This window comes from Commensalibacter communis, from assembly GCF_947179015.1.
Taxonomy (GTDB): Bacteria; Pseudomonadota; Alphaproteobacteria; order Acetobacterales; family Acetobacteraceae; genus Commensalibacter; species Commensalibacter communis.
The window spans coordinates 465,636-490,698 of record NZ_CAMXCM010000001.1; the positions used below are offsets into that span (position 1 = coordinate 465,636).

Consider the following 25,063-nt stretch of genomic DNA (forward strand, 5'->3'; position numbering starts at 1 on the left):
GGCTTCCTTTATATCTATTGCTACTTTACACTATTTGATAGTTAACTTTTATAAAAAGTAGATCAATGAATAAATTACAATATTTTTTACTTTTCTCAATTGTTTCAATCTTTTGCGGGAATAGCAATTTAAGTTATGCCCAGGAAACTCAGCAGAATGACATTATACAAGGACCTTTTAAAACGAGTTTATATCCAGAGGGTAAAATTTATTTTGTTAAAGAAAATGATGCCACACCAGATGATCGCTGTCAGATGATTGCTTTTATGCTGGAATATAAGCAAGATCATATAGTGAAAAAAGAAAAGATTGATGAATATGAAGAAAATGGTGGTTGTGTAGAGGTTGCCTCGGTATTTTTCGACAAAATTCATAATAAACCTTATATATTTGTAATGCAAAAATGGGAGCATAGTTTTCCACCTGCTATTCAGATGGGGAGTGATAGTTATGAAATAAGGGCTTATACTAAAAATAAAGAGGGAAAATTAGTTATAGATGCAGATGTTTCTGCTGATCCTAATTTTGAAGGAATAGACGGAATTGTTGATGATGATGTTAATCCTGAACGTCACTATAAATATAAAACAGCAGCAGACGTAAAGCGATACTTAAAGAAGAAATATCATTAATGATTTAATTTAATATAATGACTTTATCATATGAATATTAGTTTGTTACATTACCTAAAAACTAGTAACCTTAAAAAATATTCGAAATATTAATAAATACGATAGAATGACAGAGGGTAAAAAGGTAATGGATCATAACAACAAAAATTTTGATAAGCATGACTGTAATACGATAGAGCAATCAAATCTAGCTCGTTGGCCAGACCCTGATTTAGATCCAGATGTGTATTTGTCTTTGACGCCAACACCCGACGGTATGAAGCCTATCTTTAATTTAGGCGTCAGAATGTGTATTGGATTTTATGATAAAGAAGGTGCCATTTATGATTATCAAGGTGTCTTGACGGAGCATTCTATATCAAGGACACATCCTTATTACACGGAGAATGTGTCATCTACTACGCTCTATGATTTTTCGCAAGAAGATTGGTTTCCTCTTCTTGATGCTCAACATTATATCCCTAAAATTATTTTAGTGCATGTAATAAAAAATGGAATAAGATCCAAAGATCCAAATAATTATGGTTTTGGATTAATGTATAAAATGTACACCGCTATTGTATTTCGATATGGTCAAGCGATGATGGTAACAGTCCTTGTCAATGTAAGAACGTGGGAGATAAGGCATTTTAAGGCTTTGGAACCGCATAATCTGGATGAAAAGATATCTCAATAGGCTTATGAATATAATTAAAACACTACATTTCAACGTTCATATATCAAAGATATAGAAAATCATAAGAAACATGTGCATGCAACATGTTCGATAAAATATGATTGTCAAGAATATACAGATTGGCAATGGGTAGAGAAAGAATGATCGAAATTATAGGGAAAGATGGCGGTATTCTTCAGCTCGAAGTTAATTATACGAGCTGTGGTGGTATAGAATATACTTTCTATTATAAAAATAATGATATTTTTTTCATGTGCAAAGATGATTATTGTGATGATGACTATTTATGGGACTTTAAACGTGATTTAAAAGAATTACTGAAAAATAAGCAAAATTCCACTATTCCAGAAAAAATATACCAAGAATCTGACACTTGGCTGACAATTCAATTAAAGACAATGTTTCCTTTTTTATCTGGCAAAACATCTGGATCATTAATCAAAGAAAATGAGCATGATAGTTGTTCATTTCACTTTGTATATCCTGATGCTACTTTGGAATGTAAAAAGATTGAAGATTCTTCAGACTATCTAATCGAATTTGAGTTTATTGATCCAAATATTGTGCAGGATATAGTTGAGGGCATGTTAGCTTTGAAAGGATCTTTAACGGTTACCAGAGCAGCTTTATGGGATTTCCATCAAGATTTATTATCACTTTAAAAGATTTTAAATATAGTTACATGGAAAAAAAATAATGATAGAAATAAAAGGCGAACGTGAGCTGATTCAGATTGATGTTACTCAATCGAATACAGATAAAAAACAATGGCAATCTGGAGATAATATAAGCTGTAACATCTATTTTCAAAAACTCGAATGTAAGTTCGCATCAAAAGATATCGTGATTAGTTACGATGCATTGGAAATGTTTGCTAATGAACTAAAGATGCTTATTAATAGTCATAGAGGTGGTTGTGGTTGCTCTTTCACTGATGAAAATCAAGTTATTTTCCTAGGGTATGAAATTGATAGAAACCCATCTAGACCTGTTATTGTCTTGGAAAATAATGTTTATAAAGTGGGATTCAATCTTCTTTATCATAAGGGCAGTGATATTTTCCTCAGTGGATACTTATATTCTAGCAAAGAGCAGTTACAACAAACAATCCAACAAATAGAGAGGTTGTTATGAGTATTTACTAACTTATTTCTTGCCTTGCTTAGCCTGTGTCAACATTTCATAAGAACGTGCAAAGTTTGTTTTAAAATAGATTATATCTGTTTCTGCCAATTTATTTTCGGCATAGGCACAACTGAGCAAATAATCTCTCATTTCATTAAGTAAATCAAGTTCTGTTGGAAACAGATCATTAGTTGTCAAGGAACCAGCTGGTGCATTTTGAATAAGTTTGGTTGCTCTGTATTTTAATGGATATTCAATCCAAGAATGATAATCCCCAATGGCTTCAATGATCTTATGATTAGATAACAAAGCATTCGTGACTGTTGAATGCACCAAGTAGTTTTGAAAATAAAGGTTCATAAAGGTTGTTTTATCTTCTGCCTCTTCGAAATCTTGAAAAATATGGATGAAATCAGAGGGTTTGTTAATAAGATAAACACAGATATAATCAATCAAGTAATCACAACAAATACTCAAAGGGCTGTCGCTGTTATTAACCGAGCATTCTTTGACTGCATGGCATAGGATAGAAGAAATCTTATCTTCTTTACACCATAATTGTTGAACAAATTCTGGATTTTGGAATGCTGAGCTAATGTAATATTGCGATGCTGGGGATTGGTTGGACATGAATTTTCCTTGAAGTTAATATTAATTTACATTTAAAATTATTTTTATTTTACTCCGAAACATAGAAGCATATTGTCATTCGGTAAAATTTGTTTTTGGTGGTCAATAATAAATAATAAACTCTGCAATCCTAACATTCTTAGCACAATACTTAAATACGCATTAGGTAAATAATAGTTAAAAAAGTCATGATTATATGATACTCAACTATGGAGAGATATAATGTATATTGCAACAAGTAAAATACATTTAGATATTTCAATATAATCGATTGTTGGATAACAATAAAAATACAAATATTATCTGATTGATAGGTGCTTTTTTGAAGAAAATATATATTGCCGCTTTACTCGGATTGTTCATAACGGTTCCTGCAAAGGCGTATCTTGCTTGCCCTTATATCGTTCCTGTTCCTTTGAATAGTTCGCCATCTCCGTTGGTCAATCCAGAGCCAACACCGTTGGTTAGTCAAGCGGATCAAAAGGTTTGTGGTAATGGGTATGCGTGGGGATTTTCGACGAAAACCAATGTTAATGTTTATGCAGCTGAACATATAACCAAAGATCAGATTTTAAAAGCTCGGGAAATGCGGCGTTTTGGTACATTTGATAATAGAGATCCGTTGATTCAAAATTATCGCAACTCTGGATATGATCGTGGTCACATGGCTCCCAGTGGGGATATGGGGGATTATGAGTCTCAAGTCAAAACATTTGTGCCTCAAAACTTAGTCCCGCAGACAAGACAATTAAATAGTGGGAAGTGGAATTGGATCGAGGGTCAGGTTCGTCAAATGGCAGTGCAATATGGTGAAGTTTATGCGGTGACAGGTCCATATTTCCAAGGAAGAACAAAAACAATTGGCAAAGATAACCTTTGGGTGCCTTATGCCACGTGGAAAGCAATTTACATTCCATCTACCAAAGAAGCAGGGGTTTATTTCTGTCGAAATACTCAAAAACCCAAATGCTATGTTCAAACGGTTGCTTTTTTCACTGAAAAAACTGGAATTGACCCATTTCCAACATTGGCACCATCCATCAAAGAACAAAAACCAGCATTTCCAAAAATGGGTGAATATCGAAAGAAATCTAATCCATATGCTAAACATCAAAAATATAATTATTAATGCATCCATTCTATCAAATATTGAGCGCATTTTTACTTTTATGTGAAAATGCTATTTTGTATCCTGCTTTCGCGCAATCAGATAAGAACACATATATGACAGACGATAAGTTGAAATTTGTTCAAGATAAAGCTAATGATTTTTTAAAACGTTATAATCAAGAATACCACACCAGTTGGGAGGCTTTAGCTCTTAATCCCAAAATCAGTATACCTCAATGTGCTGGTGCAATGTCGGCTAAATGGGGTAACAGATTTATGAATGGAGATAAAATAACCATTGATGTAGAACGCTATGTTATTTTAGTAACTTGTGCTAAGGATCAAAGCGGCTCTTCTTGGACGGTTGATGTTCCTACAACAAGACCTGATCGCGTCACTGTGCATCAATAATCAATTCGTAATGTTGAAATCAAGAGTATCATTTTAGCTTATAAGTAATAAACCCTATGATAATAAAATTCGATGAGTTAATTATGGATGGAGTTAAATCTCCACCGACATAAGACACTCTGAGATAACTTAATTTTTAAAAATTAGTTGTTGGTGAAACTTGGATAATAAAGTGGTTTATGTTGTTTCACCTGATCTTATCATGATTATAGGTTTCAGTCTTATGTCTTTTATCGGAATTTTAATTCTTCAATTTTTTGCTTTGATTATTCCTGGGCCAGATTTCTTGTTGGTTTCTAGAACAGGAATTACAGGCAGTAAAGTCGCAGTCTGTCAAGTGGTTGCTGGGATTTGTACAGGTGCTTTAATATGGATGATTTTATCGATCCTTGGGTTACATATTTTATTTCAAACTTACCCTGTTGTTAATCAATTAGTTATGTTGGGTGGGGCTTGTTATCTAATATATTTGGCTTACGGGATTATCAAACAGTCCAATCTGGAAATTGGTAATGTAGCTATTCAAGGACAGCGTTATTATCTAAAAGGGGTCATGTGCAATTTATCTAATCCTAAAGCAATTATTTATTTTGCAAGCGTTTTTTCAGCGTTGCCTTTGGGATCAGATATAACCAATATTATACTGATTATCATTTTACTTTTAGTTGAAAGCTTTTTATGTTTTGTTGGATTGGGTATTTTATTCTCTCATTCTATGATTAAAAGAATATATCAACAATATACCAAAAAAATAGATATCGTTTCAGCGATTATCTTTATATTTTTTGCGTTATTATTATTGTTTAAATTTTTAGTTTCAGTCGATTTAGGGTGAAGTGATAGATAAATGTGATTTGTTATTTTAACGATAAAGTGATTAACTAATACTTATTTCATTAAAATAGGATGGCTCTTATGTTACAAATTATTCAGTCTCCTTCTAAATATATTCAAGGACCTAATGCTCTACAAAAAATTGGGTGTTATGGAAAGTTATTAGCAGATCACTATCTAGTTATTGCAGATAAAGTCGTGATGAATATAACCAAAGACATTATCGAAAATAGTTTAAAAACAGAATCAGTTCAGAGCCATTTTGAGCTTTTTAATGGTGAGTGTTCTAAAAACGAAATTCACCGCCTAGGTGATGTATTAAAAGCCAATAATTGTCGAGGCGTGATCGGTGTTGGTGGCGGAAAAGCGCTTGATACGGCTAAGGCTGTTGCTTATTATAATAAAGTACCTGTTTTAATCGTACCAACGATTGCTTCGAATGATGCGCCGACCAGCGCGTTGTCTGTGATATATACCGAAAAAGGCGAATTTGAAGAATATTTAATGTATCCGACTAACCCAGATATGGTTTTCATGGATACAATAATTGTTGCCAAAGCACCCGTTCGTTTATTCGTTGCTGGAATGGGGGATGCATTATCAACCTACTTTGAAGGACGTGCTTGCTCAATGTCACGTGCAAAAACAATGGCTGGTGGGCAATCAACCTTGGCCGCAATGGGATTGGCAAAACTATGTTATGAAACCTTGTTAGAAGAGGGATATAAAGCAAAGTTGGCTGTTGAAAATGGCGTTTCCACATCTGCTGTAGAGCGTATTATTGAAGCAAATACATATTTAAGTGGTATTGGATTTGAAAGCTCTGGCTTGGCTGCAGCGCATGCGATCCATAATGGATTTACGGTATTAGAAGAATGCCACCATATGTATCATGGTGAAAAAGTTGCTTTTGGCACATTGACCCAACTTGTGCTGGAAAATGCATCGGAAGAAGAGCTGGAAACTGTGTTAGATTTTTGTGATCGTCTTGGGTTACCAATTACTTTGGCTCAAATTGGGGTTAAAGAAGGGGATGGATTTACAGAAAAGAAAATTATGGAAGTTGCTAAAGCCAGTTGTGCGGAAGGGGAAACTATTCATAATATGCCGTTCAAAGTCACACCAGAACGAGTTTATGCAGCGATTTTGACCGCTGATGCGCTGGGTAAAGCATGGCGAGCATAAGCTCTTATTTATGGTATAAAATTCTACGTTTTATTGGTGAACAATATATGATATTAAACTTCTTTTAATACAAAAAGTTGAGGATAAAATGACCTATGATGCGGTTGGGCCATTATGTATCATTTTATTAATTATGGTTGTTTTCCTCAGCTTACCTATTCCTCTGTTTCGAAATATCCAAGTGGTTCAGCAAAGACAAGATAATCGTTTATATACGATTGATGGTTTACGTGGATATTTAGCCTATTTTATTGTCTTTTTGCACGCAACTGTTTGGTATAATTTAATTTCAGTTCATCAATTTAAAGGTTCAGAACATACAAATGTAGAGCTGTTGGGAACAACGGGTTTATGTATATTTTTTATGGTTTCATCATTTTTATTTTGGACAAGATGGTTAAATCATCAAGGGAAAATTCAAGTTATTCCTTTTTATATCAAACGTTTTTTTCGAATTGCACCCATTTATTACTTATGTATCTTATGTCTGTTTATTGCGGTAATGAGCAAAACCCACTGGCACTTAGATGTTTCTATTTGGAGTTTTATTAAACAGATTCTTTCTTGGCTAAGTTTTGGATTATTTTCTTTTCCGCCCATTAACGGATATGGATTAACTTCCTTATTAGTGATGGGGGTAGTGTGGACTATTCCTTATGAATGGATGCTTTATCTGGCTTTGCCTATTATCGGGGTGTTTAGTAAAAATATTTGGTTATCTTTTTGGTTTGCAATAACTCTGTGTGTATTCACTGTTCTAGCCCAATTTTATTGGAAAATTCATTTTATCGCTGATAATGACATGATGCCTTTTGCGTCTTATGCGATTGGGATGTTGATTGCAACATTAAAACAGATGAAGTGGCAGCCACCATTAAATGATATATGTGGCTCATTCATAATGACTGGTTGTATCATATTGCTGTTAATTTTTTGTCATAAATATCCAGAACCTTTGATGTTATTTTTTTGTGGCGTTTTTTTCTATTGCGTTGTTTCTGGAGGGTCTTTATTTGGCTTGTTTAAACTTCCTGCATCACAACGAATGGGGAGAGTCAGTTACAGTATTTATCTATGCCAAGGTTTAATTTTATATTTTTTTAGTGATACGTTAATCTTTGTAAAACAGTTTATGTTGCGTTCCATTTGGCATTATTGGGTGGCTTTTTTAGGAGAATGTATCATTCTTTTAATAATTGCTTGTTGTTTATATATAATTGTTGAAAAACCTTGTATGGATTTAGGCAGAGAGATAGCTGATAAATATATAAAAAACAAAAGAAATAAGTGTGTTACAACTAAATGACTTATTTTTCGATTTGGCCATTTTTTATAATTATGGCGCTGCTTTTATTGGTCTTATCTTTGCCGATATTTAGAGTGATTAAACCAAACACACAAAACACACATCGTGTTCAAACGATTGATGGATTAAGAGGTTTTTTAGCCTATGGTGTTGTGTTTTCTCATGGTCAAAACTTCCATACATTATTAGCAACAGGACAATGGGCAGGCAGCCCTAATCCTTTTTACAATATGTTTGGAACCGTAGCAGTTCGTTTGTTTTTTATGATAACGGCGTATCTATTTTGGTCAAGATTATTAGCATCTCATGGGAAAATGAATTGGCAATCTTTTTATATCAAGCGTTTGTTTCGTATAGCCCCAGTCTATTGGTGTGCTTGTCTGGGTGTTTTTACCATTGTGATGATAGAAACGCATTGGACATTGCGAGTGCCTTGGACAGAGTTTGCTAAACAAATTGGCTCTTGGCTGGCATTGGGTATTTTGCCACTGCCAGATATTAATAATCATATGATGAGTTTTATGATTTTACTTGGGGTTGTATGGACATTACAATATGAGTGGTTATTTTATGGATTATTGCCTTTAGTGGCATGGTTTGCACAAAATAAAGAACGGGCACTTATTTTCATTATTTGCGCTATTATTTTTATTTTGATTTCAGCTTATTTTCTGCAATCGTATCCTATTATCAGGCAAGTATGGGGCGTGTTATTCATGTTTTTAATGGGGATGCTTTGTGCAACCCTACAGCAATATGCGTTTATCATTCCGTTTAATTCAATGATACAATCATTCTTTGTATCAGCAATGATAATGGCTATTTTTATTTTAGCACCCAACGGCATCTATGTTTCATCTATTTTATTTGCTGTAATTTTCTTTTTTATTATTTCAGGGTGTTCTCTTTTTGGATTACTAACTTCATCTGCTTCTCAACGTATGGGGGAAGTAAGCTATGGGGTTTATTTGTTACAAGGAATCGTGTTTTATTGGGTTTATTCCGTCCCATTTGTACGTCATTATGTGTTACAAGGTTCTATTGAATTTTGGGGTATTATGACTTTGATTTGCACTCTAATTCTGTTCTTTGCAATGATTGTTCATATAATCCTTGAAAAACCTGGAGTTAAAATAGGGTATCGATTATCTGTTCTATTGAGTGCTAGAAAATAAACATTATTATCATAACTATGATTCACTAATTTTTTTATATTTAGAAAAATCTTGGCAGTTTTTGATTAAATTTCTCATACTATTAAGAAACTTTATTCCTTTAACTTTATCGGTTCTAAGAATGTGGGGTTTATTATCGGTATCGCTTAAAATAAACTCTGTATAGCCAGCCTCATCAACGCGGCTGTTTTCTGGCCAAGTAAGAAGTGAAAATTGGTATTTTCTGGTAGATTCCATTGTCACGGTAATTGAGCATATATGATCTGAATTAACACTATATATTCTTTTACCATCAATGGTTGCTTTTCTGGGCATAGATTGTTGCAAATTATTCACTGCACTGGGATATAAAGCGGTATTTTGAACATTTTGCCCATGAGTTTGATAAGTGACGAAAAAGCTAGTTACAAACGAACAAGATAAAAATAGTGTTTTCATTTTGTGAACCTTTTAGATTAACACAAGGCGCGTGAGTATATTAGATCTAATCTTTTATTTTCAAAGGGATTAGTTTCAAAGTTGGCATTTGAGAGAAGCTGCAATTTTTGGGATGATAATCTGCACATGATGTCGTTTCGCTGGGTTGGCTTAGCTCTTGTGTTTCCTGATTGATATCAAAAGATATTTTGCATCTTTTATAGGTGATGGTAAGCTTTTTGTTTTTCAATGCAAAAGGATCAATATATCCTGCAATTTCTGCATTGCATCCTGATGATTTCATAGAGACCAAACCATAAGCTGGGTAATAGGGCATATATAAAACCGTTGCATAATGATTGGGTGATTTATACTCATAGGCGATCATATTTAAAGAATATTGTTGTGGTTCACTATTGGATTGAGCTTGGCTCACAACAGGAAAAAATATCACAGTACCAATTATATAAGGGGTAAAAATAGAAAGTAATTTCATCAGACCATACTCTGGCTTATTGTGGATAAATACGAGTTAGCAAAGATATAGATGAAAAAGTACAAAAGTCACCATGCCATGCTGTACAAGCAGCAGTTTCTTTAATAATTTTTAACTCGTTATTATTGGTTTTTTTAAAATTAATTTTACAAAGTGGATCCTCGGTAGAGGTGAACTCAATTTCAGACTTGTTTTTGGGGTTGATGCTTGTGCTACCATATGAATTCGCCTGACAAGTCGGGGAATCATAAGTAATTAATGCTTTTCCAGGCTGATCTGTATATAACGCAATAACGTAATTATTTTTATCTTTGTGAGCATTGTAAATACTGATTTGAGAGTCTGTAACGATTGATGGCTTATCATTCCTAGTGATTGCTTTTGGCGTATTATATGTCTGCTTAGAAGGGGATGTTTTATGATGTTGTGTGTTTGCAAAACTGGATGGCATACTGCTTATCATCAATAAGAATAATACTCCCAAAGAACTGTTTCTAATCAACCGTCATCTCCAATATATTTGCCTAGTAAATAAGAAAGAAATCCCTTGATATGAAGGGATTTGCTCACTTATTTTAAAATATTTTATTCACTATTCATCATTTTAGTTGAAATACAAGGAAATTTCAAACCTCTAATGATGTGTATTATATGTTGGATATATTTCGAAATTAATATAATTTGGAGAATATTGTTTGAATTTGACTGGGTGTAGTAATGTGGTTTGCAAGTAGAATTTGTAATAATAGACGTGATTTTTGAGGGTTTAAATCTTCTGAAACAACAAAATGATTTTGGTCATCATTAATCTCCACATTACGATTCACAAAACCACTTCCCACTCTTGTGGACCGGACGATAACAACCCCTTTATTTGCAGCATTTTGTAACGCTTTTAATGCAGCCGCTGATGTATTTCCGTCTCCAACGCCTGCTAGAATAATACCTTTTGTACCTCTTTTTACAGCATCTTCGATTAAGTCCCCATCCATCTGAACGTGCGAATAAATAATGTCCACTCTAGGAAAAGGTGCTTGACTAGGCGGGGATAAATACTCAGTTTCTTGAGAGAATGATGGTAGATAAAAGCGAACATGTTCATTATTTACAATGCCAATTGAACCCGCATTTGGAGCTTGAAATGCTTCTAAATTGGTCGTGTTCATTTTTTGTGCAGAGCGAGCAGAAAAAATCGTATCATTCATCACAATCATGACAGGACGATTCTTGGCAAGTGGGCTGGTTGCAACTTTGACGGCATCAATGAGATTGGCATTTCCATCTGCACTGGCATACCCTGCAGGGCGCATGGCACCGACAAGGATTATAGGTTTATGATGAGGTAATACTTCGTTAAGGAAAAAAGCAGTTTCTTCCATTGTATCTGTACCATGTGTAATTACTATGCCAGCAAGTTTTGGATTTGTTTCTGCTTTTTGAATATGATGTACTAAATCCAATAATATTGCATCGGACATATCTTGCGACCCAATTTGAGAAACGGCTTCAACTTGTATATTGGCAAGGTCTTTAAGTGCTGGAACAGAAGCAATCAATGCTTCGCCAGAGGTTTGACCAGCATGATATCCAAGACTTTTATGATCTTGGGCTTGTCCTGCAATAGTTCCACCTGTGGTTAAGATTAAGACAGTTGCTTTTTCATGTATAGGTTGCTGCATGATTGTTGTTCCTGATTCAGAATGGGTGTTTTGGGCAAGTAAAGATTGAGAGAAACAGATTAAGCTTAAGCATGTAAAACTGAAAATAAATTGGTATGTAGTTTTTTTTATATTATGATACATGGTATGAAACGATCATTTCTATTAATGAAATATATTGAACGAATGAATTTTAATCATTATCTTAAATCTATTTGTAATCTGTTTTGGTTGTGATTTAAATAGAATAGATTAAGATGCTGATTATCTTAAAAGAGAATATAGATTTAAAATAAAGGTTTTGGTGATTTTATGGTATTTCAGTGGTTTAAAAAGAAAGGTCAAAAAGGCTCGACACAAAATCATTCTCAAAGATTGCTGGTTTTACCTATGCTTCAAACAGGGCAGCAGATTGATTTTATTTATAAAGTTGAGAATCAGGCTGTTCAATATATATTTGATCTCAGTCTGGTTTTGCAACCCAATGAAGTTATTGAAGAAGTTAATTACGAAAATAAAGAAGATTCTTTTCAATTAAAAGATTTTATTTATCAACAAAATGAATTCACAGTTACGGCTGACGGTGGCTGGAATAACTCGAAATTCGCGATTTTACTCAAGGTTACTACAAATACAAAACAAATTTATCATTTTACAATATTAGTAACGATTATAAGTATTTATAAAAATAAGAATGACCTTGGAAATGGGCAAAGAGTTTGTCGTTTATGGGGGTTAGATCATAATCCAGATTTAAATTATGCTCAAGAAAATCAAGAACCCTGGATTGAGGGGGATATGATTTTGAATATTCATAATCGTTATTTATGGGAATACAAAAAAACAGATAAACAAGAAGTATGGCTACCGTTATTTATTTTGAACGGCGCCACAGATTCTGTTGTTTCTTCTTACAGTGATGCAAAAAATCCTGGTGAACGATTGGCTTTGAATCATATTCATTCCGATCAAGGAAAGGTAAAATCAGATTCCAAAGGGAATTTATCAGTTCAAGGGGATATGACGACGGGTTCAATCTATACCAAAGCAATCATTGCTGGACACCCTTTGGGAGAAGGAATGTTATTTACGTCCCAGGGAATGATCGCAGGACATAGTTTATATATTGGCTCCCCTGAGGCAAAGCCAAAAAATATCTATATTGGAATGCCTGGTGTTGTTTCTACCAAAATGGTCTCAACTGATTATTTACAGTTAACCCCTTTATCGGTCAAAGAGTTGCCTTCTCAGGTTACCAAAGGAACGCTAATTTTATGTTATGATTATAAGGGGCATTCAGATTTGGTTTTATTATATGCCAAAAAAGATACTCCGCAAACTCTCAGTGATTGGAAAGTTTTATTCGCGTCTACTGGGATAGAGCAAAAACCAACACCACCAACCTCATCCTATACGCCACGTATTGCCCCTACATCTAAGCCACATTTATATCCGGTGTCATTTAATCCAGATATTCCAACGGGAAGATCTAAGTTAAATAATATAATTGATATCAAACCAGTTCCAAATACTGATAATACGAATGAACAAGAACTGGTGAAGACGCAAACTAATTCCTGTTCTGGGATTGGTACTTATACTAGATTTCAATTTGAAAAAGTAACTATTCCTAAAACAATCGATAAAAAAATAGTGTGGAAAAAGCTTTGTGTCGAAGATCAAGACCAACAATTAAAGGGGGAGGGGCAACAATACTGGTCTGAACAAGAGAGTTGTTGGCAAGTTCCCGTAGAGGGATTATTGCACGTAGAGGGCTCGTTTATATTTATCGAGGAACAATTGAATTCATCAGAACCTATCCCGTATCATACAGGGGATATGCTATTATTAAATGTTGCTTGTAATCAGGAGCAAAAGCACGAGATTTATCCAACGACACAGTTGGAATTCCCCCTAATCCCTTATGTAAATGATGTTACACATAAGATCTGCGCACATCAGCAAATTAGTTTCTCAATGACCTATCCAGTCAAAAAAGGGGATAAGATCAGTATCATATTAGGATATTTGAACCAACATTCAGCTTACAGTGTTGCAAAAGATTTATGTGTTAAAAAATCAATTATAACATTATATATGTCATAGGCTGATCGGCTTAGCTGATCCTTGTTTTCTCATTATTAGAGTAAGCTAAAAATGGAGATGCTAAGACAACATTCATATTTCTATACAGATGCTCTAAGGTGATATCAATCCCGTGTTCTACGTTAATCGCAGTGATAGTCCCATAATAGTAAATTTCATAATTATCCAAAGGTAATTGATCGAGCAATGCTTGCGCACATTGAGGGGTAATGGAATAACAAGGTGTACCAGCAAACATAGTTGTAGAGATAAAATCTGGGGTTATAGATTGTGACAAATATTCTTCTTTATTGATTTTATCGCCATATGCGCCAATCTGATTGATCCGGTGTAGTTGTGAGGAATCGCCTACTTGTACTAAATATGATATTAAAGAAGAAGGGAGGCCTTTTGCTGTTTGTAATCGAATTGGCCAATCTAAGTTATATCCCCAAGCAATAATATCATATTGTTCTTTATTATCTAACAAAAGCTTGTTTGCCTTTACGAAATCAGGATGAACGATGACATCATCTTCCATAATCGTAATGCCATGTTCACTTTTGGCCGCAATCTTCCAAAGTTCGACATGTGACTTCAAAACACCTAAGCCTCTTGGTTTATAAAGGTTTCTATCTGTGATCAATCCATCTAAAATAAGCTGCCTACGAGCTAGACGATTGCCATCATATGCTTTGAATATATTTAAATGCTCTAAAAGAAAGGGATTATTTATTTTGAATTGTTCAAGACGCTCTGTGTGGCGTTGCAGATTGATAAGATAAACAGGCAGCATATATTCCTCATAAGATCTTGTTGATTAATACAATGTTTTAATAAACAATTTGATTTCTAACGGATATATCTTGAAAAGTAAAAATACTTTTCAAGATATATGAGTTATTTTATTCAGCGTTTTTCAATTCACCTGCTGACCACACACGATACGATAAATGAATATCTTTTGGAGTGTAAATGACGAGCGGAAGTTTGCTGTTATATCTTAAGAATTTTAAATTTGTATGAATGGCAATTTGCTTAAGTTCTGTTGTTTGTGGAAAACAAGCCATTCGTGTCGAAGCAGGTTGGCCGATTTGACTTAGTACATAATATTCGTATCCCCACCCTGTCAAAGGTTTCGTTTCGATTGTTCCATTGATCATGATATGATTACAATCTGCTTTTAATGTTTTTTCAGGAATTAATTCGACACGATATAAATCTTCATCTTGCAAGTGAGGTAATTGTATAACAATTTGTTTAAATCCCTTTTCGGGCTTTGGCCAAATAGACATAGGATCCTTTGTATCTGTAGTATACCCTGTTGTTACGTTCAGAAAAAACGAAAAAAAACCAATGAGAGATAAACATATTTTACAAAGTGAAAGATTCTTTGAGAAAGGCATTTTATTTCCTTGAAAATCGAAAGGTAAAGCAATATTTTATCATAAACATAGTAAGATTTGGATACATTCTCTTAAATCTTATGATAGTGTGACCACAAATTATAAATAACACATATTATCACTATGGATAATTTTTCCCTAGTTTAAATAATGGTTTTGATTTGGATAAGCTATGAAACTTTATATTTATGAACATTGTCCTTTTTGTGTTATGGCAAAAATGATTTTTGTTTTAAAGAACTATCCCGTAGAAACTGTTTATTTATTATATGATGATGTTCAAACGCCAATGCATATGGTTGGTCGTAAGGCGCTGCCTGTCTTAGAGTATAAACCGAATCGTTTTATGTCTGAAAGCATTGATATCATTCATTACATTGATCAGAGTATCGGTGAGCCACAGGTAACATTGCCTATTGTTGATGAAATCGCACAATGGGTTAAAGAGGTAGAGCGATTTATTTATCGTTTAGCTTATCCTCGTTGGATTAGAGCTCCTTTTCCAGAGTTTAGCTCTGATGAAGCTAAGAAATATTTTTATAAGAGTAAAGATCCATCTGGTAGAGGGTTTATGTCTGATTTAGCGGATCCTGCATTATTGCAAAGGGCGCAAAAGGCAATTGATAAATTAGAAAATATTCTGGTTGATTATCCTTTGATTGATCGCACAAAGCCTATTTCGATTAGTAGTTTATCTTTGTTTTCGCAGCTACACTCCTTATCTATCATCAAAGGATTAAATTATGGTAATATTGTTGATAGATGGCGAAAAAATACTGCAGAAAATTTCTTTATTTCATTAAATGATGAGTTCGCTAACTAAAAAAGAGAGAGACAGTTTATTGTCTGTCTCTAAGTCGGATCTAAATAAAATCTTCTGTTTGAGGAAACATTGCGCGGATGCTGCTTAGCTGGTGCAATTTTTTGGCAACATTTAACGCTGTGGAAGAGCGAGAAGGGGTCGAGGATATAGGAATAGTATCCGCAGCGCCTAATTCATCAAAATTATTGTCGATTTTATGGATCAAAGCAGTACGATCTTTTGGGTCTAAATCTACAACAAAAGAAGAAATTAGTTGTTCAACCAACAATAACGCGGCACTCAGCTGCTGATTTTCAATTTTAAGATTTTTCACATCCTCTTGAAGTTGTAGCAATTCTTCTTTGGAAATTAATTGTTCAGTCATAATAAATATCCAATCCATAATATAATGAGAAATATAATTTTTACATCTTTATGCGAAAGTTTGTTTGTTAAAATTTATACAACTATTAAAAATTACTCAATAGAAATAACGCGGCGTTGAACGACTTGCCCAATTATAACCAAAACAGGACTTTTAAGATTGGCTGTCTCAACCAATTGGGATAAATTCTCTAATGTTCCAGCGATTACTTTTTGATTAGGTAAAGTTCCTTTTTCGATCGCAGCCGCTGGCCATGTTAATGGTAGACCTTTATGAATTAATTTTTGGCATAGCTGGTGTAGCGTGCTAAGTCCCATATAAATAACCAAGGTTTGTTGTTGGTTTATCATACTTTCCCACGGTAAATCTAGTTGCCCTTCATGTTGCGTATGACCAGTTAGAATCAGACAAGATTGAGCACAATCACGATGGGTCAGGGGAATACCGCTATATGCTGCACATCCATTAGCCGCAGAAATGCCGGGAATAATTTTGAATGGAATCTCAGCTTTTACCAAGGCTTCCGCTTCTTCGCCGCCACGACCAAAAATGAAGGGATCTCCTCCTTTTAAACGTAGAACACGTTTCCCATTTTGTGCATGTTTGATTAAAAGTTGATTAATATCTTGTTGTGGAAGTGTATGTTTCTTTTTTTGTTTGCCAACGTAAATTAATAAGGCATCACGGCGAATTCGTTTTAAAACGTCCTCTGATAATAGATGATCGTATAAAATTACATCTGCATTTTGTAAGCAATGCATTGCTTTTAAAGTTAATAAATCAGGATCACCGGGACCAGCACCAACCAACCATATTTCACCTTTGATAGGCGTATTCAGATCAACAAGTTGTTCTAAATAGGTAAGAGCTTGGTCTTCTTGGTTTTGTTCTATGAAAGAGGGCCCGCGACCATCTAAAAATCTTTCCCATAATCGTTGGCGCTCTTCTGTAACAGGTAAATGTTTTTTTATCCAATGGCGGTGCTTTCCCATAAAGCGAGCCATATGTCCGGTTGCTTGACTGATAATAGGCTCTATTGCTTCCCGAATACGTCTGCTCAGGACAGGGGCAGTTCCTCCAGTAGAAATAGCAATTTGCACGGGGTTTCTATCGATTATGGCAGGTGTAATAAAGCTCGATTGTTGGGGATTATCAACAGCACAAATAGGAATGTTACATTCTTGAGCCCATTGAGAAATTTGCGTATTGTAATCTTGATCGTCTGTGGCTGCAAAGATCAGGCGAACACCATAAATATGGGTTTGAAATTGTTCTTTATTTTCGATTTGTCCGTGGAATTGAACTCGATTTTGCTGAACAAGTTGTTGTATTTCTTGACACAGATTTTGGGCAAAAATTTCTATCTGAGCATTTTTATCCAATAATAGTCGGATCTTTCTTGCTGCAATTTGTCCTCCACCAACAATAACAAGGCGCGAACCATCGATACGTAATGTAATAGGGAAATAAGAAAAAGGGGTAGAAACATCCATAATGTGATTATTTTACCTGATAAAATTGTAAAAATATAAATGCAGTCCATAAAATCGTTCATATCTTAATTTTTATAGGTAGTAAAAGGAAAGTTGTTTTTTTATACTTGGAAAGTATAAATTTATAATCTTCAAACATTGTATCAAAAAGTAAAATATAAAACGGTGAGAGAATGATATGTGAGTTATCCATAGCAAAACTGTTATTTATTTATAACGCTCTGCAAGTTTCTTTACAGTTTTTTTGTTTTCTCATGACTTGCCTCTTGTGATGATAAACGTTCTTTTGTAAAGTCAAAACCAAGTTTATATCATAATTTTTCATAAAGGTCAGGATATTCGCTGATGAGGCCCTATGGACAGGTTCGTCGTTTATTTTTTAAAAGTGAGTATTCCAATAGATCTTTATTCTCAGTTGTTTCTAAAAAGCAAAGAAATACATAATATGTTTTTTTTAGAATACACCTTATTCTTTTACATAAAAAGCTCACAATATGACCCCTCGTAATCGATCGCTGCTTAATACGATTGCTTTCTTATTTGTTTTATTTGGTGCAATTATTTATACCATTATGCATGTGCGTGAGGACTTAATGGGCTCAACACATTCATCAGCTTTGGCTTTTTTATTATTGGGCTTGGCATTAATTATTGCATTGGGGTTTGAATTTGTAAATGGCTTTCATGATACCGCAAATGCTGTGGCTACGGTGATTTACAGTAATTCCTTACCCCCTACTTTTGCTGTCATTTGGTCAGGAATTTGGAATTTTATAGGCGTGTTGCTATCAAGTGGTGCTGTTGCCTATACTATTATTTCCCTATTACCCATTGAGCTGGTACTCAAAGTTGGTAGCGAGGCAGGCTTTTCAATGATTTTCGCCTTGCTATTGGCTGCGGTTATTTGGAATTTGCTTACTTGGTTTTTTGGTATTCCAAATTCGTCTTCTCATACATTGATTGGTTCGATTCTTGGTGTCGGGATAATGAATCAGTTATTGATGGGCGATGGCGTAAGCAGTGGCGTGGATTGGGGACAAGCACTACAAGTGTTCAAAGCATTGATATTCAGTCCTTTGGCTGGATTTGCAATCGCCTTTTTAGGAATGCAATTACTACGCGTTTTGTTACCTATTCCAACATTGTACCAAGCTCCAAAAGAGGGCAAAGCACCACCTTGGCCTATGCGTTTACTGTTGATTTTAACTTGCACAGGGGTAAGTTTTAGTCACGGTTCCAATGATGGGCAAAAAGGCATGGGATTGATTATGTTAATTCTCATTGGGACTGTCCCTACAGCCTATGCATTAAATAGTGCTGTGTCTTCAAAACAAGTTGAGGACTTTACGCATAAGGCGATTATTGTAGATAAAATTCTAGCTCAATATAGTTCAGATATTAAATTATCATTAAATGAGAGCCATGCAATTTTAACGAAAACAATTCAACAAAATCATTTGTTACCAGAAACTGTTCCTGCAATGAGAACAATGCTTCAAACAATCAGGGCAGATGTCGGTAATCGAACAACATTCAAAGAAGTTCCCATTGAGCATCAGACTAATTTAAGAAATAATTTATATTTATTAGATCAAAATCTAGTTCATTTTACCCATTTAAAAGGGGACTTACCGAAAGCAGAAGAATCAGTAATTGACGATTTCGAAGGTGATATTGTTAGTGCAATTCAGTTTATTCCTCCTTGGGTCAAAGTTGTGGTTGCGATTGCGTTGGGTTTAGGTACGATGGTTGGATGGAAACGCATCGTCGTCACAGTTGGTAAAAAAATTGGTAAACAAGAAATGAGCTATGGCCAAGGTGCTGTTGCTGAAACCGTTGCCATGACTATGATTCAAATGGGAAATCAATTTCATATGCCAATTAGCACAACGCATGTTGTAACCTCTGCGATTGCAGGAACGTCTGTTGGACGTGGGAATGGAATACAATGGAGTACAGTGCGCAATATGGCGATGGCATGGATATTAACTTTACCCATTTCAATTATATTGTCTGGTTGTCTTTTTTGGATATTTTTGAAATTATTTTAAACAATAACAGTTAATGATAAAACAGATTTTATGATGAGATCTGTTTTGTCGTTATTATATTGCATTATTTGGAATAGAGTAAATGAAGTCAAAAATCGGTTATAGGCTATCTGAAATTGAACAAGAGGCAATAGCAATTTGTTATCCTTGGATATTCAAAGGATTTCAATTTTTAAAACCTGAAACAGGTCATGAGCTAGCGATTGGCAGCTTATTATTGGGCTTGTGCGGTGGGCATAAACCATGGCAAGATGATCCCATATTACAAGTGAATGCAATGGGATTGTCTTTTCCTAACCCTATTGGAATGGCTGCTGGATTTGATAAAAATGCGTTAGTAATTTCACCATTGGCTCGACTGGGCTTTGGTGCTGTTGAGGTTGGAACGGTTACACCTCGACCACAAACTGGGAATCCAAAACCAAGATTATTTCGATTGACCGAAGATGGTGCCATTATTAACCGTATGGGGTTCAACAATGATGGCATCAATCGCATTATTGCACGACTTGAAAAAATAAAAGATTCGAAAGGATCATTTAAAACAACGGCGAACATTCCCGTTGGTGTCAACATTGGTATTAATAAAATTGGGGCTGATCCTGAAAAAGATTATCCATTTCTAGTGGGAAAAGTTCAGGATTATGCAGATTATATTGTTTTAAATCTTTCCTCTCCTAATACGCCTGGATTAAGGGATTTACAACATCCTTCTCGTTTACGTGGTATCCTAGCAGCGATTAAGGATCAATATCCTCACCATCCTCCAATATTGGTTAAATTAGCCCCTGATTTGGAAGAGAAAGAGATTGAAGGAATTGTTGAAACCGTTATAGAAGCTGGGATAACAGGATTAATTTTAACAAATACAACGATTTCACGTCCCGATGATTTGCAAGGGGCTTTTCGTTATGAGCCAGGTGGATTATCAGGTCGCCCAGTTCGTCAAAAAAGCACTGAAATGTTGGCTCGGGTTGCACGTTTATCCAAAGGCAGATTAACATTAATTGGATGTGGTGGAATTGAAACTGGTGCTGACGTTATCGAAAAAATTACGCACGGTGCTGATTTTACGCAAGTATATAGTGCCTTAGTTTATGAAGGCCCTGGTTTAGTTCGGCGTATAAAAAAAGAAATTGTTGAAATTTTAAACCAGCAAGGGATCAAGCATATTTCAGAGTTAAAAAATATTGCGCTTTAGTCTTTATAAAAAGCCATTCAACTATTCAGGTTGGATGGCTTTTTTTTGATTAGCTTTGTTTGTTTGCGCGTAAACGAAGCATATCAACATATTTTTTCATCGTAATTAGCTTATTTTCTGTTGGTGCGTTTAAAAAATGTACTAATCCTAGCGTTTGATTGCCGTTTGGTATCAATGTTGTTTCAGGGGGGATACGATATAAATTTAACAATTTTGACATCGATATGATTTCTATCTTTTTAAATTTAAATAAAATATAATTTGTAAATCGTTGATCATAAAATTCATCTCTATATCCTTGTTTATCCATGAAACCATAAGTAGACTGAAGGATCATTTCAAAGAAGGGTAATACAGATTCGACATTGTTGAAGAATAGTGCTCCTGCTGAAAAGCCTCTGTTTTGTGTATTAAATGGAACGTTATCTTCTTGCATTAAACGCCAACCATACCAATATCCGCCTGATTGTGGTGATCCTTCACCAATCAAGCCTTCTTGGCAGGCATGTATTAAAGGACTATCAATTAATTTAATAAAAAAGTCGTCTAATGGAGCATTACAGATAATATCTGTATCCATGTAAAATAGCGGTTGTGCTTGTTGCAAAATCGGGTGGTTAATACGGTATCTTGCCATAACCCAATCTAATGTATCTGTTGCTGGCAGAATGGTAATCATATGAAGTTTGTTACCTAGCCCCAAAGAAGAAAGTTTGTCTTGTAAATATTCTTTGGTGTTTTCTGCGGTAAACACCACAATTTCATGTTGCCAAATTCCAAATTCGATCAAAGATTGTATGGATGTATAAACACATTCAAAAATTGCATCTTTACCAAATGCACAAAAATAAATAATTGGTTTATATTTTTTGAAGATTGCCACCTTCCATGATTGATGAACCAATTGGAATTCTTTGATATCCTGGAGATTAGTTAAGGGACGAGCGGTTAATATTTCTTGGTCATTGGTGATAATATCCCCCAATATCCATGTTCCGTCGCTATTACGCTGAGGCTGTATAAGCGTATTATTTCCTAAAACCACCCATTGGGAGTTCAAAATATAATCGAACCATTGTTGTGTATTCTGCATGTTGTTCACTTTATTAACAATATCCCAAAGGTTAATTACGATGACCTTTGGGATATAGATTTTACGGAGTTGCAGGACCTTTGATAATTTGAGCAAGGTCTTTTGGACGAACATAGGTTTGGAATGCTTTTTGGATTTCGGCAGCTGTTGCTTTGTAATAGGCTTCTGCTGCAAGATGGGAAGTATTTAACGGCAGTCCCAAACTGGTATAAGTTAAATAACGACTGGCAATCCCATCAATACTGGCCTCTTGCAAAGGAATGCTGCGTAACAAAGAGGCTTTTGCGAGTTGTAATTCATCATCTGTTACCGAAGCAGTTTGCATTGAAGTTAAGTCTTTTAGTGCCGCTTTGCGTGCTAAAGAGACTTTATCTGGATCTGCACCAAAACTAATACTGTATGAGCCTCTGGTTTGTGACCAGCTAAAATCACTATTTACATTATAGACATAGCCTGTTTTTACACGTAAATCTTTATAAAAACGTCCAGCAAAGCCACCACTAAGGACTTCATTGCCTAAATTTAATAAATAATGATCTGGATGATGCACATCCAACCCAATGCTTTCTACGAGTGCAACACTATTTTGCACTGCGCTTTTGTCGGGAACATGGACATAAGAACTTTTACTATTTGGACGTGTAGGCATGTTCAGGTCAGGCTTTTGTCCTTCGGCCTTCCATTGACCAAAATATTTCTCAATCGTTGCTTTTGCTTGTTCTGGAGTAATATTTCCAGCCACCACAATTGTGGTAAGATCAGGTCTGAAGGATTTTTTATAAAAATCATTCAAATCTTGTATCGTTAATTTCATCACTTGTTGAGGGTTGGCTTGACGTAGGCTGGGGTCATTAGGTGGATTAATGGCTTTGGTAATCGCTCTGCTGAAATGATAACCAGGTGATTGGTATAATCCGACCAAAGATTGCGAGGTTTGTTGCTTTACAATATCAAAGAATTTTTGATCAAAGGCAGGATTAAGCTCGTTATCAGCTAATAATTCCACGCCACGATCAAAATCAGGAGCTAATACAGATAAAGAAAAATCACTGCCAGCACTGACATCAGCGGCAATATCGTCAACGGCCTTTCTGAAAGCTAAACGATCTAAGGTTTTCGTTCCATATTTGAACATGTCATCCGTAATGCCTGCAATACCTTCTTTGCCTTTTCCTTCTTGCAAGCTAGGGTTTTGACGGATTTGTCCGTAAATATTGATCGTGTTACTGACATGGATAGGTTGAACAATCAGGCGTATTCCGTTGCTGAGGGTTATATCTGTAGGGGCAGGACTTTCTTTAGGAACATTTAGTTTTTTCAGTGCAGATTCTGCCCATTCAGGAAGCTTGACGGGTTTGTCCGGTACTGAGGCAAAGGATTCTGCACCACCATAACCTTTATTTGAAATCGGTTTTCCAGAGTTTTCAGGGGTTAAAATAGCCGTAATAGCTTCGTCAGGATTTAGGATTTGTTTAGCAAGCTCATTGACTTGTTCAGGAGTAACCGCTTGATAGGCAGCAGCCATCTCATTGGGGTCATTTAATCCTTGGAATGCTAATGCTGTTGACCAAGAACTGGCCAGTCCTGTGATGCTGTTGGCAGAGAACGCAAGGCTGGCGATTTCTTTTCGTTTTGCAGCTTCGACGAGTTCAGGAGAAACGCCATGTTCATGAATATTTTGAAGGATTTGTTTTACCTCATTTAAAATAGGTTTGTAATCTTGTCCTTTGGGGAAGGCGGCTATCGCAACACCAAAACCAACCTCTCCTTTGGGGACATATTCAAAATCTGCCATTAAGGCTTTGCCTTGAGGAACCAATCCATATAATGCACCCCGTTGGCTAGAAATAACATCGCTTAAAATATCCGCCACGGCAAAATTCTTTGATTTTTCCCCAGGCATACGCCATGCAATCGTGACTAAGCTGGTCGGGAAATCCGTAGGATAGGTTAATGTTTGTGCTTTGATGGGCTTAAGTGTAATAGGTTTGGTTTTAGGAATATCTTTACGAGGGATAGAACCAAAATCTTTTTCGACTTGTGCAATGGCTTGAGCAGGGTCAACATCACCAGAAATGACTAAGATTGCATTATTAGGTGCGTAATATGTTTCATAAAATTTTCTTAACAATGCCACAGTGGTTTTATTAAAAGAAGGACGTGTTCCCAAAGCATCATGTTCATAAGGTGTGCCATCGAACATGATTTTTTGAAGTTCAGATACATATTTATAAATAGGATTGGATAAGTCCCTTGAGACTTCTTGTTCAATCGCACCACGTTCTTTTTCCCAATCCGCAGCATTTAAGCTGAGACCACCCATCCGTAATGCTTCAATTTTTAACATAATGTTTAAATCTTCAGCAGGGGCAGTATAGTAATATTGGGTTACATTTTCAGTGGTAAAGGCATTATAACTGCCTCCTAATTGGGCGCCCAAAACAGCCAGTTGATCTTTGTCTAATCCTGTGCTGCCACGGAACATCATATGTTCCAACGCATGTGCGGTGCCAGGAAATCCAGCAGGGGCTTGATTAGAACCAACAAGATAACTGATTTGAGCAGTGACTACAGGAGCTAACGGATCTTTGACAACGATGACGCGTAATCCATTTTCTAAAGTTTTCCGAATAACATCTTGTTTAATCAGCACAGCAGATTGTGTGTCCGCAGGTTTTTGTGCAGCTGCATTTCGGGAAAAGGAAATACCCCCCATTAATGGGGTTGACGCCAGTAAAGCAAGAGAAAGCGTTGCTGTACCAAATGTAAATTTCATCGCTATTTTTATCCTATTTTATAAAAATGTTTCTTAATAGGTTAGTAGAAAAAACAAGTTTAGTAAAATTAATATCAATAGAAACGATGGTAAAGAACTTAGATCATCAAAAAATA

At 35.3% G+C, this 25,063-nt stretch carries 25 protein-coding genes; 14 read left to right on the plus strand and 11 right to left on the minus strand.

The window, feature by feature from the left end:
* Window positions 1-65 precede the first annotated feature (65 nt).
* The 4 genes from PQG54_RS02200 (at window position 66) to PQG54_RS02215 (ending at window position 2,442) form a co-directional block, all read left to right on the plus strand.
* Window positions 66-632 carry a hypothetical protein gene (locus PQG54_RS02200; protein WP_271789104.1) on the plus strand — a complete coding sequence of 189 codons (567 nt, stop codon included), beginning with the start codon at window positions 66-68 and terminating at the stop codon, window positions 630-632.
* A 127-nt stretch (window positions 633-759) separates the two neighbouring features.
* Window positions 760-1,308 (plus strand): hypothetical protein, encoded by a 549-nt coding sequence (locus PQG54_RS02205; RefSeq protein ID WP_271789103.1) that lies wholly within the window; start codon window positions 760-762, stop codon window positions 1,306-1,308.
* Window positions 1,309-1,448: 140 nt separating this feature from the next.
* On the plus strand, window positions 1,449-1,970 hold the full coding sequence (locus PQG54_RS02210) for a hypothetical protein (protein WP_271789102.1): 522 nt from the start codon (window positions 1,449-1,451) through the stop codon (window positions 1,968-1,970).
* A 34-nt stretch (window positions 1,971-2,004) separates the two neighbouring features.
* On the plus strand, window positions 2,005-2,442 hold the full coding sequence (locus tag PQG54_RS02215; protein ID WP_271789101.1) for a hypothetical protein: 438 nt from the start codon (window positions 2,005-2,007) through the stop codon (window positions 2,440-2,442).
* A 12-nt stretch (window positions 2,443-2,454) separates the two neighbouring features.
* Here the strand turns inward: PQG54_RS02215 and PQG54_RS02220 are convergent, their stop codons facing one another.
* Entirely contained in the window at window positions 2,455-3,063 is a 609-nt protein-coding gene (locus PQG54_RS02220) for a hypothetical protein (protein WP_271789100.1), read from the minus strand.
* 322 nt (window positions 3,064-3,385) lie between these two features.
* On the opposite strand from PQG54_RS02220, the gene PQG54_RS02225 reads away from it, so the two are divergent.
* The 6 genes from PQG54_RS02225 to PQG54_RS02250 all read left to right on the plus strand — a co-directional run bounded on the left by PQG54_RS02225 (window position 3,386) and on the right by PQG54_RS02250 (window position 9,084).
* Entirely contained in the window at window positions 3,386-4,192 is an 807-nt protein-coding gene (locus PQG54_RS02225; protein WP_271789099.1) for a DNA/RNA non-specific endonuclease, read from the plus strand.
* A 95-nt stretch (window positions 4,193-4,287) separates the two neighbouring features.
* A complete protein-coding gene (locus PQG54_RS02230; protein WP_271789098.1) occupies window positions 4,288-4,584 on the plus strand; it encodes a hypothetical protein in 297 nt (98 codons plus the stop codon).
* Window positions 4,585-4,807: 223 nt separating this feature from the next.
* Window positions 4,808-5,419: a LysE family transporter gene (locus tag PQG54_RS02235; protein ID WP_271789097.1), complete on the plus strand. Its 612-nt coding sequence runs from the start codon at window positions 4,808-4,810 to the stop codon at window positions 5,417-5,419.
* A gap of 80 nt (window positions 5,420-5,499) precedes the next feature.
* Window positions 5,500-6,603 (plus strand): glycerol dehydrogenase, encoded by a 1,104-nt coding sequence (locus tag PQG54_RS02240; protein ID WP_271789096.1) that lies wholly within the window; start codon window positions 5,500-5,502, stop codon window positions 6,601-6,603.
* An 88-nt stretch (window positions 6,604-6,691) separates the two neighbouring features.
* Window positions 6,692-7,909 (plus strand): acyltransferase family protein, encoded by a 1,218-nt coding sequence (locus tag PQG54_RS02245; protein ID WP_271789095.1) that lies wholly within the window; start codon window positions 6,692-6,694, stop codon window positions 7,907-7,909.
* Between the two features lie 32 nt (window positions 7,910-7,941).
* A complete protein-coding gene (locus tag PQG54_RS02250) occupies window positions 7,942-9,084 on the plus strand; it encodes an acyltransferase family protein (RefSeq protein WP_271789094.1) in 1,143 nt (380 codons plus the stop codon).
* Between the two features lie 15 nt (window positions 9,085-9,099).
* On the opposite strand, the gene PQG54_RS02255 is transcribed toward PQG54_RS02250, so the two are convergent.
* From PQG54_RS02255 to PQG54_RS02270, 4 genes are all read right to left on the minus strand, one after another.
* Window positions 9,100-9,522, minus strand: coding sequence for a hypothetical protein (locus PQG54_RS02255; RefSeq protein WP_271789093.1), 423 nt, complete (start codon window positions 9,520-9,522; stop codon window positions 9,100-9,102).
* Between the two features lie 46 nt (window positions 9,523-9,568).
* Entirely contained in the window at window positions 9,569-9,997 is a 429-nt protein-coding gene (locus PQG54_RS02260; protein WP_271789092.1) for a hypothetical protein, read from the minus strand.
* Window positions 9,998-10,013: 16 nt separating this feature from the next.
* On the minus strand, window positions 10,014-10,499 hold the full coding sequence (locus tag PQG54_RS02265) for a hypothetical protein (RefSeq protein WP_271789091.1): 486 nt from the start codon (window positions 10,497-10,499) through the stop codon (window positions 10,014-10,016).
* A gap of 169 nt (window positions 10,500-10,668) precedes the next feature.
* The gene (locus PQG54_RS02270; RefSeq protein ID WP_271789090.1) at window positions 10,669-11,676 is read right to left on the minus strand and encodes an asparaginase; all 1,008 of its coding nucleotides are present in this window, start codon (window positions 11,674-11,676) and stop codon (window positions 10,669-10,671) included.
* Between the two features lie 291 nt (window positions 11,677-11,967).
* Between PQG54_RS02270 and PQG54_RS02275 the strand changes: the two genes are divergently transcribed.
* Window positions 11,968-13,761, plus strand: coding sequence for a hypothetical protein (locus tag PQG54_RS02275; protein WP_271789089.1), 1,794 nt, complete (start codon window positions 11,968-11,970; stop codon window positions 13,759-13,761).
* Window positions 13,762-13,771: 10 nt separating this feature from the next.
* On the opposite strand, the gene PQG54_RS02280 is transcribed toward PQG54_RS02275, so the two are convergent.
* Window positions 13,772-14,536: a glycosyltransferase family 25 protein gene (locus tag PQG54_RS02280; RefSeq protein WP_271789088.1), complete on the minus strand. Its 765-nt coding sequence runs from the start codon at window positions 14,534-14,536 to the stop codon at window positions 13,772-13,774.
* A 109-nt stretch (window positions 14,537-14,645) separates the two neighbouring features.
* Complete coding sequence (gene eco / locus PQG54_RS02285; RefSeq protein WP_271789087.1) at window positions 14,646-15,146, minus strand: serine protease inhibitor ecotin; 501 nt, start codon at window positions 15,144-15,146, stop codon at window positions 14,646-14,648.
* Window positions 15,147-15,318: 172 nt separating this feature from the next.
* On the opposite strand from eco, the gene grxB reads away from it, so the two are divergent.
* Complete coding sequence (gene grxB, locus PQG54_RS02290) at window positions 15,319-15,969, plus strand: glutaredoxin 2 (RefSeq protein WP_271789086.1); 651 nt, start codon at window positions 15,319-15,321, stop codon at window positions 15,967-15,969.
* A gap of 40 nt (window positions 15,970-16,009) precedes the next feature.
* Here the strand turns inward: grxB and PQG54_RS02295 are convergent, their stop codons facing one another.
* Window positions 16,010-16,333 carry a hypothetical protein gene (locus PQG54_RS02295; protein ID WP_271789085.1) on the minus strand — a complete coding sequence of 108 codons (324 nt, stop codon included), beginning with the start codon at window positions 16,331-16,333 and terminating at the stop codon, window positions 16,010-16,012.
* Between the two features lie 92 nt (window positions 16,334-16,425).
* Window positions 16,426-17,826, minus strand: coding sequence for a siroheme synthase CysG (gene cysG / locus PQG54_RS02300; protein ID WP_271789084.1), 1,401 nt, complete (start codon window positions 17,824-17,826; stop codon window positions 16,426-16,428).
* 494 nt (window positions 17,827-18,320) lie between these two features.
* Between cysG and PQG54_RS02305 the strand changes: the two genes are divergently transcribed.
* Both PQG54_RS02305 and PQG54_RS02310 read left to right on the plus strand, forming a co-directional pair.
* Window positions 18,321-19,877 carry an inorganic phosphate transporter gene (locus PQG54_RS02305; RefSeq protein ID WP_271789083.1) on the plus strand — a complete coding sequence of 519 codons (1,557 nt, stop codon included), beginning with the start codon at window positions 18,321-18,323 and terminating at the stop codon, window positions 19,875-19,877.
* Window positions 19,878-19,959: 82 nt separating this feature from the next.
* Window positions 19,960-21,078 carry a quinone-dependent dihydroorotate dehydrogenase gene (locus PQG54_RS02310; protein ID WP_271789082.1) on the plus strand — a complete coding sequence of 373 codons (1,119 nt, stop codon included), beginning with the start codon at window positions 19,960-19,962 and terminating at the stop codon, window positions 21,076-21,078.
* 49 nt (window positions 21,079-21,127) lie between these two features.
* Here PQG54_RS02310 and PQG54_RS02315 read toward each other — a convergent pair whose 3' ends face one another.
* Both PQG54_RS02315 and PQG54_RS02320 read right to left on the minus strand, forming a co-directional pair.
* Complete coding sequence (locus tag PQG54_RS02315; protein WP_271789081.1) at window positions 21,128-22,171, minus strand: hypothetical protein; 1,044 nt, start codon at window positions 22,169-22,171, stop codon at window positions 21,128-21,130.
* A 61-nt stretch (window positions 22,172-22,232) separates the two neighbouring features.
* The gene (locus PQG54_RS02320; RefSeq protein ID WP_271789080.1) at window positions 22,233-24,947 is read right to left on the minus strand and encodes a M16 family metallopeptidase; all 2,715 of its coding nucleotides are present in this window, start codon (window positions 24,945-24,947) and stop codon (window positions 22,233-22,235) included.
* Between the last annotated feature and the right edge of the window lie 116 nt (window positions 24,948-25,063).